Origin of the sequence: Janthinobacterium lividum, assembly GCF_034424625.1 — a bacterium.
Classification (GTDB): Bacteria; Pseudomonadota; Gammaproteobacteria; order Burkholderiales; family Burkholderiaceae_D; genus Janthinobacterium; species Janthinobacterium lividum.
Genome location: NZ_CP139976.1, coordinates 844,233 through 857,945 on the forward strand (window position 1 = coordinate 844,233; position 13,713 = coordinate 857,945).

A 13,713-nucleotide genomic window follows, 5' to 3' on the forward strand; every position below is an offset into this window, starting at 1 on the left:
CTCTACCCCGGACATTCGACAGAACACGAACCTCGTTCAACATCTTTGAAAGCATAAAATGAGCAAACAACTTCAAGACGCCTACATCGTCTCTGCAACCCGCACCCCGATCGGCAAGGCGCCGCGCGGCATGTTCAAGAACACCCGCCCGGACGACCTGCTGGTGCGCGTGCTGCAATCGGCCCTGGCGCAAGCGCCTGGCCTCGACCCTGCGCTGATCACCGACGCCATCATCGGCTGCTCGTTCCCGGAAGCGGAGCAGGGCTTCAATATCGCGCGTAACTCGGTGCTGCTGGCCGGCTTGCCGAAAACCGTGGGCGGCGTCACCGTCAACCGCTACTGCGCTTCGGGCATCACGGCCATTGCCATGGCAGCCGACCGCATCCGCGTGGGCGAAGCCGACGTGATGATCGCCGGCGGCATCGAATCGATGTCGATGGTGCCGATGATGGGCCACCACCCATCGATGAACCTGGACATGTTCAGCGACGAAAACATCGGCATGGCTTACGGCATGGGCCTGACGGCCGAAAAAGTGGCGCAGCAATGGAAAGTGTCGCGCGAACAGCAGGACGCGTTCTCCGTTGAATCGCACCGCCGCGCCATCGCCGCGCAGCAAGCCGGTTTCTTCAAGGCGGAAACGACGCCAGTGGAAATCATCACGCGCACGCCGAACCTGGCTACCGGCCAGGTCGACGTGAGCCGCCGCACCGTCGACACGGACGAAGGCGCGCGCGCCGATTCGTCGATGGAGTCGCTGGCCAAGCTGAAGCCCGTCTTCGCCGCCAAGGGCAGCGTTACCGCCGCCAACAGCTCGCAGATGTCCGACGGCGCCGGCGCGCTGCTGATCGTCAGCGAAAAAATCCTGCGCGAGCATAACTTGACCCCGCTGGCGAAATTCTCCTCGTTCGCCGTGCGCGGCGTGCCGCCAGAAATCATGGGCATCGGTCCGAAATTCGCCATTCCCGCAGCGTGCGCCGCCGCCGGCATCACGCAAGACCAGCTGGACTGGATCGAGCTGAACGAAGCGTTTGCGGCACAGGCACTGGCCGTCATCGGCGACCTGGGCCTGGACCCGGCAAAAGTGAACCCGATGGGCGGCGCGATCGCCCTGGGCCACCCGCTGGGCGCCACCGGTGCCATCCGTGCCGCCACCGTGATCCACGCGCTGCAGCGCACCAAGCAGAAGTACGGCATGGTCACGATGTGCGTGGGCGCCGGCATGGGCGCGGCCGGAATTTTTGAACGCGTATAAGTCTGGCTGAGTAAAGCAATAAAACAGGGCGCTGTGGGATGACTCCGGCGCCCTTTATCTTTTGGAGACGACATGGATATTTTGTGCAGCAAGAGCGAGGGCATCCTGACCCTGGAATTCAACCGCCTGGAACGCAAGAATGCGATCACGGGCGCCATGTACCAGACCCTGGCTGATGCGCTGGTGGCGGCCGAGACGGATGATGAAGTACGCGCCATCCTGATCTGCGGCAAGCGCGAGATTTTCACGGCCGGTAACGACCTTGATGACTTCATGAAGACGGCGCGTCCGAAGGATGGTTCGCTCGATCATGACCGTCCCGTGTTCCAGTTCATGCGCGCCCTGTACGGCAGCAGCAAGCCCGTGGTGGCAGCCGTGTCCGGCCCGGCCATCGGCATCGGCACCACCTTGCTGATGCACTGCGACCTGGTCTACGCGGCAGACAATGCCAGCTTCTCGATGCCGTTCACGCAGCTGGGCCTGTGCCCGGAATTCGGCTCCAGCCTGCTGCTCACGCAATTGGCCGGCTACCCGCGCGCGGCGGAAAAGCTGATGCTGGGCGAAGCGTTCCCGGCCAGCGAAGCGCTGGAAATGGGCCTGGTGTCGAAGGTCGTGCCCCTGTATGACTTGATGACCTTCGCGCAAGGCCAGGCCGCCAAGCTGGTGGCCCTGCCGGCCGCCTCGATCCGCGCCACCAAGCGCCTGATGAAGCAAAGCCGCATGGAACCGATGAAGGCGGCCATCGCCGACGAAAACAAACTGTTCAGCGCCATGCTGGGCGGCGCCGAAGCGAAGGAAGCGTTTACGGCCTTCTTTGAAAAGAGGAAGCCGGATTTCAAGAAGTTTGCCTAAGCTCCAGGACGCAAACCCAAATGCGGCACTGCTGGGGTCGGACCCTCAGGGTCCGACCCCAGAATTTGCTTCTCGGGTTTACTCGCGCTAGACGACTGGTCTAATTGTGCTAGAATACCTCGCATGAAAGCTGAATACACCGACGTGCGCCAGCACATTATCGACCAGGGCAAGGCCATCATCACGCGCAAGGGCTTTGCCGGCGTGGGACTGAACGAGATCTTGTCGGCCGCCGACGTGCCCAAGGGCTCGTTCTACCATTACTTCAAGTCCAAGGAATTGTTTGGCGAAGCGATGCTGGAAGATTACGTCACCGGCTACCTGGATGAAATGGAGCTCGTGCTGGGCCAGCCCGGCCAGAACGCGGCGCAATCGCTGATGGCGTATTGGGCCAGCTGGACGAGCGAAAGCCTCGATGGCAGCGGTTGCGACTGCCGCTGCCTGGTGGTCAAGCTCAGCAGCGAAGTGGCGGACATGTCGGAACCGATGCGCGTGGCGCTGCTCGATGGCACCCACCGCATCATCGCCAGGCTGGCGCTGGCCATCGCGCGGGGCAGGGTGGACGACTCGTTGCCATCGGTGGCTGATCCGGCGCAGATGGCTGCCACCTTGTACCAGCTGTGGCTGGGCGCGGCGATGCTGACCAAGCTGCGGCGCGATGCCAGCGCCCTGCAAACTGCCTGGCGGGCAACCCTGGCGATGTTGCAGCTGCCGCCGGACTAATGGGCGGGCGCCAGGTACGCGGATGACAATCGTCCGCGTTTTTTTGAACTGCATTCTAGACGACCAGTCTAATAATAAGGGGCGACATCATGAAAAATTTTGAATTCCATAACCCGACCTGTATTGTCTTTGGTCTTGATACCGTCGCCAAATTGTCCACGCTGGTGCCGCCCGATGCGCGCGTGCTGATCCTGTACGGCGGCGCCAGCGCGGAAAAGACTGGCACTCTGGCCGAGGTACGCGCCGCGCTGGGCCAGCGCAGCGTGCAGGAGTTTGGCGGCATCGAACCCAATCCCAGCTATGAAACCCTGATGCGCGCCGTGGCCCAGGTGCGCAACGAAAAGCTGGACTTCCTGCTGGCCGTCGGTGGCGGCTCGGTGATCGATGGCACCAAGTTCGTCGCCGCCGCCGCCCTGTACGACGGCGAGCCGTGGGAAATCGCCGAGCGCGGCGGCGCCAATGTGCAGCGCGCCCTGCCGTTTGGCACGGTACTGACCTTGCCGGCCACGGGGTCGGAAATGAACAGCGGCGGCGTGGTGACGAAAAAAGCCACGCATGACAAGCTGAGTTTTCGCAACCCGCTGCTGTATCCGCAATTTTCCGTACTCGACCCCAGCAAAACGTTTACCTTGCCGGCCACGCAGGTGGCCAACGGCCTGGTCGACGCCTTTGTGCACACCACGGAACAGTATCTGACCTACCCGGCCCAGGCGAAGGTGCAGGACCGCTTTGCCGAAGGCTTGCTGCAGACCCTGGTCGAAATCGCGCCGCAGGCCGTCGCATCGCCCGACGATTACGCCACCCGCGCCAACCTGATGTGGACCGCCACCCTGGCGCTGAATGGCCTGATCGGCGCCGGCGTGCCGCAGGACTGGGCCACCCACATGATCGGCCACGAACTGACGGCCCTGTACGACATCGACCATGCGCGCACCCTGGCCCTGGTACTGCCCGCGCTGCTGGACGTGCAGCGCGAGCAGAAACGCGGCAAATTGCTACAGTATGGCGAGCGTGTCTGGAACATCACGCAGGGCAGCGACGACGAGCGCATAACCGCGGCCATCGCCCGCACCCGCGCCTTCTTTGAAGGGCTGGGCATCCCGACCCGTTTATCGGCCTATCAGCTGGGCCAGGAAGCGGTGGAAGCGGTACTGACGCAATTGGAAGCACATGGCATGACCTCCCTCGGCGAACACCGCGATATCGACCTCGCGCGCAGCCGCCGTATCCTCGAAGCAGCACTGTAACTCTGACATAAAAGGAAGCAATATGAACATCCTGATGGTACTCACCTCGCACGACAAACTCGGTAACACTGGCAAGAAAACCGGTTTCTGGCTGGAAGAATTCGCCGCGCCCTACTATGCGCTGCAAGAAGCGGGCGCGAAGCTGACGGTCGTTTCGCCGCTGGGCGGCCAGCCGCCGCTGGACCCGAAAAGCGACGAGCCGGATTCGCAAACGGATGCCACGCGCCGCTTCAAGCAGGACGCCGATGCGCAAGCCGTGCTGGCCAACACGGGCAAGCTGGCCGACGTGAAGGCAGCGGACTTTGACGCCGTGTTCTATCCGGGCGGCCATGGCCCGCTGTGGGACCTGGCCGAAGATCCGCACTCGATCGCGCTGATCGAACAGATGATCGCCGCCGGCAAGCCGGTCGCTGCCGTCTGCCACGCGCCCGGCGTGCTGCGTCACGTGAAGGCAACCGACGGTACGCCGCTGGTGCGCGGCAAGCAGGTGACGGGCTTTACGAATACCGAGGAAGACGCCGTCGGCTTGAGCGCGATCGTGCCTTTCCTGGTCGAGGACATGCTGAAGGCAAACGGTGGCGTCTACTCGAAGCTGGGCGACTGGCAGCCGTATGCCGTCACCGATGGCTTGCTGGTCACGGGCCAGAATCCCGCGTCGTCGGAAGCGGCCGCGCAGGCGCTGCTCAAGTTGCTGGCCTGATGCCAGGCTAGTTCCGGGCGGCCATGCCCGCCAGGATCAGGCCGACCGAAGCATGCCAGGCTGTGTCGCTGGCGGGCCTGCCCGCCAGCGCATAGCCGTGCAGGAAATCGACAAGCGCATCGCGCCCGCGCTGACGGGTTTTCTTGTCCAGGTCGAGGCTCTCCACAGCCAGCTCGAACAGTGCCGTGAATCGCTCGGCCACGTCGGCTTGCGCCACCAGTCCACGCGCCATCAGGCGCACGAAATACGGCGTGGCGCTGACCAGTTCCAGGTATAGCGCGCACAGCGCGAGCACACGCCGTGGCGCCGCCTGGCGCCGCGTAAACGGTGGCTGGCACGGATCGAGCGCGGCAAAACGCTGCACCATCAACGCTTGCAACAATTCCTCTTTTCCCGCGTAGTAGTGATACAGGGCCATGGCGTCGACGCCCAGGCTTTGCGCCAGCGCGCGCATGGAAAACGCTTCGCCCTTTTCTTCCAGCAGGGCCAGGGCCGCTTGCAGGATGCTGGCGTTGTCCAGTGCGGGGAGGGCGCGGTGCGGACGCCCGGCGCGGCGCACGGGAGATCCGATGACTTGAAGTTTTGGGGTTTTCATGGGCATAATTCTACACTGTAGAATTAAATGAAAGCACACCCATGAAAAAAACTTCTGTCAGCGTTTTTCTCGGCATCAGCATCGACGGCTGCATCGCCGGAGAAAATGGAGACTTGTCCTGGCTGGCCGAACTGGCCCCCGACTCGCCCGACGCCACCGGCTACACGGCATTGATGGATCAAGTCGATACCCTTCTGATCGGCCGCACCACGTATGACGCTGTGCTGGGCTTCGAACCGTGGCCATATGCGGGCAAGCGCGTGGTGGTACTCAGCCACCGCGACTTCGCGCCGCGCCATGGCGAGCAGCGCCGCGAAGGCAGCGTGCGTGCAGTGCTGGAGGGGTTGGCAGAGGAGGGCTGCCGCCACGTGTATCTCGATGGCGGCGCCGTCATCCGTGCCGGCTTGCGCGAAGACGCCATCGACAGCCTGACCTTGTCCGTGCTGCCCGTGGTGCTGGGCAGGGGTGTGCGCCTGTTCGAGGATGGCTTGCCGCGCAGCGACTGGCGCCTGGACGGCACGCGCCAGCTGCCCAGCGGCGTGGTGCAGCTGCGCTATCGGAAAAATTAAACCGCGCTGGAGAGGTCGATGATGAAGCCGGAATCGTAGCGTTCATTCTCCGGCGTGCCATCGGGCCGCTTGTAGCCGCAGGGGTTGCAGACCACGCGGCACTGCTGGACGCGGTAGTCGAGCGAAGCGTGCATGTGGCCATGCACCCATAGGTCCGCCTGCGCCACCAGCGCGTCCAGCTGCGAGGCGAAGGCGGGCGAGCCCAGGTTCGTCGCGTACTGCTCTTCCACCGACAGCATCGAGGGCGCCATGTGGGTGATGACGACGGTCTTGCCATCGAAGGGTTGCGCCAGTTGCTGTTCCAGCCAGGCGCGGTGCTGCGCGTGCAGCTGCGCCGTGTCGGCCGCGCACAAGAGACGCGGCGTGTCGCCGCCCGTGCTGATGCGCTTGTAGTCGGGCATGTAGCTTTGCGCCGCGTTCAAGGCTTCGTCCCGGCGCTCCGCGCCGAACAGCAGAAAATCCGTCCACAGCGTGACGCCGAGGAAGCGCACGCCGTTGAGTACCACGGCATCGCCGTCGAGCAGGCGGATGCCGGCGCCCTGCGCATTGGCACTGGCGCAGGCGTCGCGCACGGCATCCTGCATGTGTTCCAGCTGATGCCCATAGCCCTCGTGATTGCCGTGCACGTACAGCACGGGCAGGGAGCCGAAGGTGCGCGCGGCCCAGGCGATGGCATTGCTGCCCGTATCGATGTCGCCGGCCAGGATCACCACGTCGGGTCGGCAGGCGGCAAGATCGATGGCGGGCGTGTCTTCGCCCCAGACTTCCAGGTGCAGGTCGGACAGGATCAGCAAACGCATGGCAGGAGGCGCGGCGAGGCGCACGGCAGTCAATGGGCCTCTATCGTAGCGCATGTCGCTGCGTCCGTCTGCTTGACCGCGCGAGGGTAGCGACGTTACCCTGTGGCATCGATTACCGCACACTCATTACTGGAGCCGCATGCCGCCTTTCTTCTTTCCCAAGACCTTGCTCAGTATCGCGCTGGCCGCCATGGCGCTGCCGTTTGCCGCGCATGCCGCCACGCCCGCCACCCCCGCCGTCGATCCCTTGACGCAGCCGATCGCCTCGCCGTATGCGGCGCAATGGAACCGTCCGCAGCAACCGGCGCGCATCCATGGCGACACGTATTACGTGGGCGTGGGCGGCTTGAGCGTGGTGCTGATCGACACGCGCGAAGGCTTGATCCTGATCGATGGCGCGTTGCCGCAATCGGTGGCCGCCATCAAGGAACATATCCTCGAGCTGGGCTTTCGCCTGGAAGACATCAAGTTCATCCTGAATACGGAAGCGCATTTCGACCATTCGGGCGGCATCGCCGCCCTGGCCCGCGACAGCGGCGCGCAAGTGATCGCCAGCCCGCTCGGCGCGCAGGCGCTGCGCGCGGGATCGGTGCTCGCCATGGACCCGCAAGCGGGCGAAATCGATCCCATGCCGGCCGTGGAGAATGTGCGCGAGATCGCCGATGGCGAAACCCTGCAGCTGGGCGACGTGACCATCACGGCGCGCTACACGCCCGGCCATACGCCGGGCAGCACCAGCTGGACCTGGGTGTCGTGCGAGGATGCGGAGCGCAAGGAATGCCTGAGCGTGGTCTTCGGCGCGAGCCTCACGCCGGTGGCGGCCGACGATTTTCACTACCTGGGCGATGACCGCCATGCGGACCTGACGCCGGCCTTCCGCCGCGTCATGCAGGACTTTGCCCGGCTGCCGTGCGATATCCTGATCTCGGCCCACCCCGACCACTCCGGCGGCGACCAGAAGCTGACGCAATTGCTGGAAGGCGTCACGCCGAATCCCTTCATCGATGCGCAGGCATGCAGCCACTACGCTGCCAAAAATGAAGCGAAGCTCGATGCCCGCATCGCGAAAGAAAAAGCGGCCGCGACAAAATAACAACGTTGGCGTCTTCGCCATGAAAAGCGGTTGACGCACTGCAGCATAAGGTGCAGAATCGTCCTCCGCAGTTCAGATTAACCAGATTAAAGAAAGGAAACCCATGTTCGAGCAGGCTGGCAGCAAGTACGACCACTAGCCCCGTGCATGACGCTCGGGGCCATCGGCACATTGCCGATCCCGAGCCGGTGTCCTTCAAACCCCGGTGAGGAAACTCGCCGGGGTTTTTTGTTTTGCACGACCCCATATAAGGACAGGAAATACCGTGATGCCCATGCATCAAGGATTGAAAGGAAGCACCATGAAGATCAAAGTAAAAGCCACGCCCAAGCCGCGCAATCCGCTGGTGGCAGCCGCCAGGCTGCGCGGCGGCGCCGGCGCGCACCAGTCGGTAGCGTCGCCGCGCGCGGCACGCCGGGCCGGCAAGCACCGCCTGCAGCAATTGCTGGCGGGGCGCCTGAAGGCCGAGGACTAGGGCGTGCCCAGTTCGACGATGAAGTTCGGGTTGAACTGGGGATTTTGCGGCGTGCCGCTGCGCGTCTTGTAGCCGCAGGGGTTGGATACGACGCGGCACTGGCCGATGCGGTAGTCGCGCGAGGCGTGGATGTGGCCATGTACCCACAGGTCCGCCTGCGCGGCCAGCTCGTCCAGGCGAGAGGCATAGGCGGGCGAACACCCTTCGTTGCCGTAGGCATCATCGACCGAAAGCAGCGACGGCGCCATGTGGCTGATGACGACGGTAGCGCCATGGAATGGCTGCGCCAGTTCGCGCGCCAGCCAGGCTTTTTGCTGCGCGTGGAACATGGCCGTGTCGGCCGCGCGCAGCTTGCGAAAGCCCATGCTGGCCAGGCGGATGCGCTTGTAGTCGTTCATGACGGCTTCCGCGTCGCGCATGGCCGACTGGCGCGTATCGTCGCCCAGCAGGCGGAAATCCGTCCACAGGGTGGCGCCCAGGAAGCGCACGGCGTTGCCAGCCTTGTCGGTGATGACGTGGGTATCGGCGTCGAGAAAATGCACATTGTCCGTGGCCGCACAGAGCGCGCGCAGCTCCTGGCGCACCTTGTCGAGGTGGTGGCCATAGCCTTCGTGGTTGCCATGCACGTACAGCACGGGCAGGCCCGCGAATGTGCTGGCGGCCCAGGCGACGGCGCGGGCGCCCGTGTCGATGTCGCCGGCCAGGATCACGACGTCGGGGCAGCTGAGCGCGAGGTCGCCCTGCGGCGCTTCGTCGCGCCATAACTCGTGGTGCAGGTCCGACAAAATCAATAAACGCATGCGGTATCCAGGCGATTGGAGGGTATGCCATCGTACCTGAAAACCCTCACTCTTCCTCCAGCGCGGCGAAGCTGTGCGCCAGGTAGTCGATCAGCGTACGCACGGCCGGCAGCAGGCCGCGCCGCGACGGGAAAACGGCGTGGATGATTTCGCGCTGCGGCCGCCACTGCTCCATCAGCGGCAGCAGGCGGCCATCGGCCACCTGTTCGGTGATCATCATGGTCGGCAGCTGCACCACGCCCACGCCGGCCACGGCCGCGTCGCGCAGGGTCAGCATGTCGCCCGTGACGAAGCGCGGCACGTGGCGCAACTGGGCGCGCGCGCCATCGGGGCCGTACAAATCCCACTGGTAGTGCTGTTGCGGCGTGCCCAGGGCCAGGCTGGGCCAGTCGGCCAGGTCGGCCGGCGCCTTCGGCACGGGCGCGCCGGCGAACAGCAGCGGGCTGCCCACCATGCACTGGCTGCGTTCGGCCAGCACGCGCAGCACCAGGTCGCTGTCGGGCAGCGGCGGCGGGCGCACGCGGATAGCCACGTCGATGCCTTCGGCTACCAGGTCGACGCGGCGGTTGCTCGCTTCCAGCAGCAAGGTCACTTGCGGATGCTCGCGCATGAAGCCGGCCAGCATGGGCGCGACCAGGGAGTGCAGCAGGGCGATGGGACAGGACAGGCGCACCGTGCCCCGTGGCGCGACCCGCGTCAGTTCGATCGCTTCCTGCGCCGCCTCCGCTTCCACCAGCATGGCCTTGCAATGCTCGTAAAACGTCTGGCCCACGTCGGTGACGGAAAAATGCCGCGTCGTGCGCTGCAGCAGGCGCGCGCCGAGGCGCTCTTCCAGCAGGGCGATGCGCCGGCTCAGTTTTGATTTCGGCATGCCCAGCGCGCGCCCGGCCGGCGCGAAGCCGCCATGGTCGACCACCTGTACAAAGTAATACAAGTCATTCAAGTCCTGCATGCCATCTCCTTAATCGTTCTATTTTTGGAACGCTGATGGCATATTTTACCGTCTGCCGGCTTCATCGTTGCAAGCGTATTCTGTCTTCATCGTAATGCAAACCCCAACAGGAGATCGAGATGAACACAGTCACAGGTATCTACAGCGCACCCCGCCAGCACTGGGTCGGCGACGGTTTCCCCGTGCGCTCGATGTTTTCGTATAACGGCCATGGCAAGCAGCTGAGCCCCTTCCTGCTGCTCGACTATGCCGGCCCTGCCGAATTTGCGCCCGGCACCCGTCCTCCCGGCGTCGGTTCGCACCCGCACCGCGGCTTTGAAACGGTGACCATCGTCTACAAGGGCGAAGTGGCGCACCGCGATTCGACGGGTCAGGGCGGCGTGATCGGCCCCGGCGACGTGCAATGGATGACGGCTGGCGCCGGCATCCTGCATGAAGAGTTTCACTCGCCTGCCTTCACGCAGTCGGGCGGCACCCTGGAAATGGTGCAGCTGTGGGTGAACCTGCCGGCCCAAAACAAGATGACGGCGCCCGGCTACCAGGCCATCACCAGCGACACGATTCCCACGGTGGCGCTGCCGGACGATGCCGGTTCGTTGCGCGTGATCGCCGGCGACTTCGACGGCCAGCATGGCCCGGCCCGCACGTTTTCGCCGATGCAGGTGTGGGACATGCGCCTGGCTCAGGGCAAGCTGACGGAGCTGCCCGTGACCAGGGGTTGGAGCACGGCGCTGATCGTCCTGCACGGCACGGTGCTGGTCAATGGCGAGAGCGTGGTGCGCGAAGCGCAGATGGCGCTGTTCGAGCGCGATGGCGACAGCATCACCATCGAAGCGAACAACGACGCCGTGGTTCTGCTGCTGAGCGGCGAGCCGATCGACGAACCCATCGTCGGCCACGGTCCGTTCGTCATGAACAGCGAAGCGGAAATCGTGCAGGCATTCGAGGATTTCAACAGCGGCCGCTTCGCCCGTATCGCGCCGTAATGTGCGTCATTAATTTGTGCAGTACCCATGCCGCATCCCGCGGCATGGTTTTTTGAGGAGACCACCATGAGCACCCCCGCCAACTTCCAAGGTTTGCCACCGATGATCGATCCCGACGACGCCGTCATGCTGCTGATCGACCACCAGAGCGGCTTGTTCCAGCTGGTGCGCGACATCGAGCAGCACGTGCTGCGCGGCCACGTCACGGCGCTGGCCAAGCTGTCGCGCCTGGCCAACATGCCGACGTTTACCACCGCTTCCGTGCCGGACGGCCCGAACGGTCCCTTGATCCCGGAAATCCACCATTTCAACCCGGACGCCGTCTACATCCCGCGCACGGGCCAGATCAACGCCTGGGACAATCCGGCCTGGGTCGACGCCATCGAAAAGACGGGCCGCAAGACCCTGCTGATCGCCGGCACGCTCACCAGCGTGTGCATGGCTTTTCCCACCATCAGCGCGCTGGCGGCCGGCTACAAGGTGTTTGCCATCATCGACGCCTCGGGCAACTGGTCGAAGATGGCCACCGATATCACCATGGCGCGCGTGACGCAGGCGGGCGCCGTGCCGATCGACACGTATGCCGTGCTGGCTGAAGTGATGAGCACCTGGAACCGCTCCGATGCGATGGAATTCGCCGCCATCATGACCGACCATATCGTGCCGCCGTACCGCGCCCTGATCGAAAGCTACGACAAGGCGCAGGGCGTGCAAAAGAATGGCCGCGAAACGAAACTGGAAATCCTCGAGGCGGCATCGAAGGGCTGACCTCCGCTACGGTGCTTCGTAGCTGTTGCGTATCGCCGCCAGCACGCCGCGCTGTTCCAGGTGCGTGATGGCGGCATTCAGGCGCGCCAGGTCGGCGGTGCTGGTCGTGCGCGCATTGAGCATCAGGTGCACGGGGGCGCGCAGGGCCAGGAAGGGCAGGGTGCTCAAGGCGACGCCCTGCAGGCGCGCTTCGTGGCGCACGGCCAGCACGTCGCCCAGCAGCAGGTCGGCGCGGCCCGCATCGAGCATGCGCACGCCTTGCTGGAAGCTGCCGAACGCATTCAGGCGGCCAGCCTTTTCCAGCACCGGCCGGGCCGCCGCGTACTGCGCGCCATACCAGCCCACTTTGGGCGCCAGCAAGGTCGAGTTGCCGCGCGCGAGCTGCGCGAAGCTGGCGATCTGGCGCTGGCTGCCGGGCGCGCCGGATTTGCTGAAGAGTCCCACGGCTTCGTCGCGATACGGGATGGAAAAGCGCGCATAGGACTGGCGTTCCGGCGTCTCCGACGCAGCCAGCATCAGGTCCAGTCCCCCTTTCTGGAACAGCAGCTGGCGCCGCGCCGTGGGCAGTTCCGGCAAGGTGACCAGGGTGCAGCGGGCTTGCTTGAAAATGGCTTTCAGCAAATCCAGGTCCAGGCCCGTATAGCGGTCCTGGGCATCGCGGTAGACATACGGCGGCCACTGCTCCAGCGCCATCGTCATGCGGCAAGCCACGGCGGGCAGGGCAGATACGCCGAGCACTGCCGCAAACAGGAGATGGCGCATGCGCATATGGGAGCTTCCCTGGAGTTTCAACTTGATAGTCAATTTGCCAGAATGGCCAGGGAAGTCAAGGGCTGCGGCCGCTGAAGGCCGGCCTGGTTCGCATTTCCTCGATGTTTGCGCGTTTTTTGCCGCTTTCCCCCATGGGTGCCGCCTCCGGCGCGGCGAACACCGTGCAGTGTAATCGGCTATAGTGGCGCGGTGCCACCACTGCCCCGCAAAGGAAGACCGCTTGACTGCCCCGCTCGAGATCGCCGCCAATGTGCTGATGACTGCCTCCATCATCCTGGCTGGACGCAATAATATTCATTCCTGGTGGATCGGCATGGTCGGCTGCGTGCTGTTTGCCGTGCTGTTTTTCCAGGTCAACCTGTACGCCGACGTGATGCTGCAGCTGTTTTTCATCGTCACCTGCGTCATCGGCTGGCTGCAATGGCGGCGCGGCGCCAACGGCAAGCCCTTGCCGATCACGCGCACGGGCTGGCGCAGCCTGGCCTGGGTGGTACCGGCCGGCATCGCCTCCGTGGCGATCTACGGCATGCTGCTGCACCGCTTTACGAATGCCTACGCGCCCTTCATCGATTCGGCAGTGTTGGTATTTAGCATCATCGCGCAATTCCTGCTGATGAGCCGGCGCATCGAAACCTGGGCTTTCTGGCTGCTGGTCAATACCGTGGCCGTGCCGCTCTACTACAGCCGCGGCCTGCACCTGACGGCCGTGCTGTATGCGGCCTACTGGATCAATGCCCTGATTTCCTGGTACTGGTGGGGCGTGCAGGCACGCCGCGCGGCGCAGGCGCCTGCGGTGATTGCCGACGCTTGATATTGCCATCTACCAAGTCCTTAGATTCAAATCATATATACAATCAATTTTTAATTCGTTCACGCGCTAAAGACACCGGGATATAGTGGCCTTTCCCCGCTTACCGGTGTTTTTTATGTTGCGTTTTGCCATTTCTGCCTGTTTTTCCGCCGTCCCGCACCAGCTGACCATGCAATGCATGGCGCAGTGGATGCCGGTGCGTGCCCGTCCACGCATCCCCTAAGTCATTCCATCCATTTCGTTGTCGTTTGCCCGCTGGCCCACCCGGTCCGCGTGCCCCTGCTCGGCCTTTTTTATCGGAAAAAGGCTGCAATCC

General features: G+C 64.0%; 16 protein-coding genes. 11 read left to right on the top strand and 5 right to left on the bottom strand.

Annotated elements, in window-relative coordinates:
• Positions 1-58 precede the first annotated feature (58 nt).
• The 5 genes from U0004_RS03740 to U0004_RS03760 all read left to right on the top strand — a co-directional run bounded on the left by U0004_RS03740 (position 59) and on the right by U0004_RS03760 (position 4,777).
• Entirely contained in the window at positions 59-1,255 is a 1,197-nt protein-coding gene (locus U0004_RS03740; protein ID WP_034778434.1) for an acetyl-CoA C-acyltransferase, read from the top strand.
• A 72-nt stretch (positions 1,256-1,327) separates the two neighbouring features.
• Positions 1,328-2,107, top strand: a complete 780-nt coding sequence (locus U0004_RS03745) for an enoyl-CoA hydratase (protein WP_034778437.1) — start codon at positions 1,328-1,330, stop codon at positions 2,105-2,107.
• 123 nt (positions 2,108-2,230) lie between these two features.
• Complete coding sequence (locus U0004_RS03750; RefSeq protein ID WP_034778440.1) at positions 2,231-2,830, top strand: TetR/AcrR family transcriptional regulator; 600 nt, start codon at positions 2,231-2,233, stop codon at positions 2,828-2,830.
• Between the two features lie 89 nt (positions 2,831-2,919).
• Positions 2,920-4,077 carry an iron-containing alcohol dehydrogenase gene (locus tag U0004_RS03755; RefSeq protein WP_070257700.1) on the top strand — a complete coding sequence of 386 codons (1,158 nt, stop codon included), beginning with the start codon at positions 2,920-2,922 and terminating at the stop codon, positions 4,075-4,077.
• Positions 4,078-4,099: 22 nt separating this feature from the next.
• Positions 4,100-4,777, top strand: a complete 678-nt coding sequence (locus U0004_RS03760; protein ID WP_070257701.1) for a type 1 glutamine amidotransferase domain-containing protein — start codon at positions 4,100-4,102, stop codon at positions 4,775-4,777.
• 7 nt (positions 4,778-4,784) lie between these two features.
• Here U0004_RS03760 and U0004_RS03765 read toward each other — a convergent pair whose 3' ends face one another.
• On the bottom strand, positions 4,785-5,372 hold the full coding sequence (locus tag U0004_RS03765) for a TetR/AcrR family transcriptional regulator (protein ID WP_167468623.1): 588 nt from the start codon (positions 5,370-5,372) through the stop codon (positions 4,785-4,787).
• A gap of 41 nt (positions 5,373-5,413) precedes the next feature.
• Here U0004_RS03765 and U0004_RS03770 point away from each other — a divergent pair, with 41 nt between their 5' ends.
• On the top strand, positions 5,414-5,941 hold the full coding sequence (locus U0004_RS03770) for a dihydrofolate reductase family protein (protein ID WP_070257703.1): 528 nt from the start codon (positions 5,414-5,416) through the stop codon (positions 5,939-5,941).
• Here U0004_RS03770 and U0004_RS03775 read toward each other — a convergent pair.
• Positions 5,938-6,795, bottom strand: coding sequence for a metallophosphoesterase family protein (locus U0004_RS03775; RefSeq protein ID WP_230523033.1), 858 nt, complete (start codon positions 6,793-6,795; stop codon positions 5,938-5,940). The genes U0004_RS03770 and U0004_RS03775 overlap by 4 nt on opposite strands.
• 85 nt (positions 6,796-6,880) lie before the next feature.
• Between U0004_RS03775 and bla the strand changes: the two genes are divergently transcribed.
• Complete coding sequence (bla, locus tag U0004_RS03780) at positions 6,881-7,834, top strand: subclass B3 metallo-beta-lactamase (RefSeq protein ID WP_070257704.1); 954 nt, start codon at positions 6,881-6,883, stop codon at positions 7,832-7,834.
• Positions 7,835-8,135: 301 nt separating this feature from the next.
• Complete coding sequence (locus U0004_RS03785; protein ID WP_167468624.1) at positions 8,136-8,309, top strand: hypothetical protein; 174 nt, start codon at positions 8,136-8,138, stop codon at positions 8,307-8,309.
• On the opposite strand, the gene U0004_RS03790 is transcribed toward U0004_RS03785, so the two are convergent.
• Positions 8,306-9,109 (bottom strand): metallophosphoesterase family protein, encoded by an 804-nt coding sequence (locus U0004_RS03790; RefSeq protein ID WP_070257705.1) that lies wholly within the window; start codon positions 9,107-9,109, stop codon positions 8,306-8,308. The genes U0004_RS03785 and U0004_RS03790 overlap by 4 nt on opposite strands.
• Before the next feature lie 46 nt (positions 9,110-9,155).
• Positions 9,156-10,061 (bottom strand): LysR family transcriptional regulator, encoded by a 906-nt coding sequence (locus tag U0004_RS03795; protein ID WP_070257706.1) that lies wholly within the window; start codon positions 10,059-10,061, stop codon positions 9,156-9,158.
• Positions 10,062-10,180: 119 nt separating this feature from the next.
• On the opposite strand from U0004_RS03795, the gene U0004_RS03800 reads away from it, so the two are divergent.
• Entirely contained in the window at positions 10,181-11,047 is an 867-nt protein-coding gene (locus U0004_RS03800; protein WP_070257707.1) for a pirin family protein, read from the top strand.
• Between the two features lie 66 nt (positions 11,048-11,113).
• Positions 11,114-11,815, top strand: coding sequence for an isochorismatase family protein (locus tag U0004_RS03805; protein WP_217495255.1), 702 nt, complete (start codon positions 11,114-11,116; stop codon positions 11,813-11,815).
• 6 nt (positions 11,816-11,821) lie between these two features.
• Here U0004_RS03805 and U0004_RS03810 read toward each other — a convergent pair whose 3' ends face one another.
• Positions 11,822-12,577, bottom strand: a complete 756-nt coding sequence (locus U0004_RS03810) for a substrate-binding periplasmic protein (RefSeq protein ID WP_254676117.1) — start codon at positions 12,575-12,577, stop codon at positions 11,822-11,824.
• 229 nt (positions 12,578-12,806) lie between these two features.
• Here U0004_RS03810 and pnuC point away from each other — a divergent pair, with 229 nt between their 5' ends.
• Positions 12,807-13,397 (top strand): nicotinamide riboside transporter PnuC, encoded by a 591-nt coding sequence (gene pnuC / locus U0004_RS03815; RefSeq protein WP_034778474.1) that lies wholly within the window; start codon positions 12,807-12,809, stop codon positions 13,395-13,397.
• Positions 13,398-13,713: the final 316 nt, after the last annotated feature.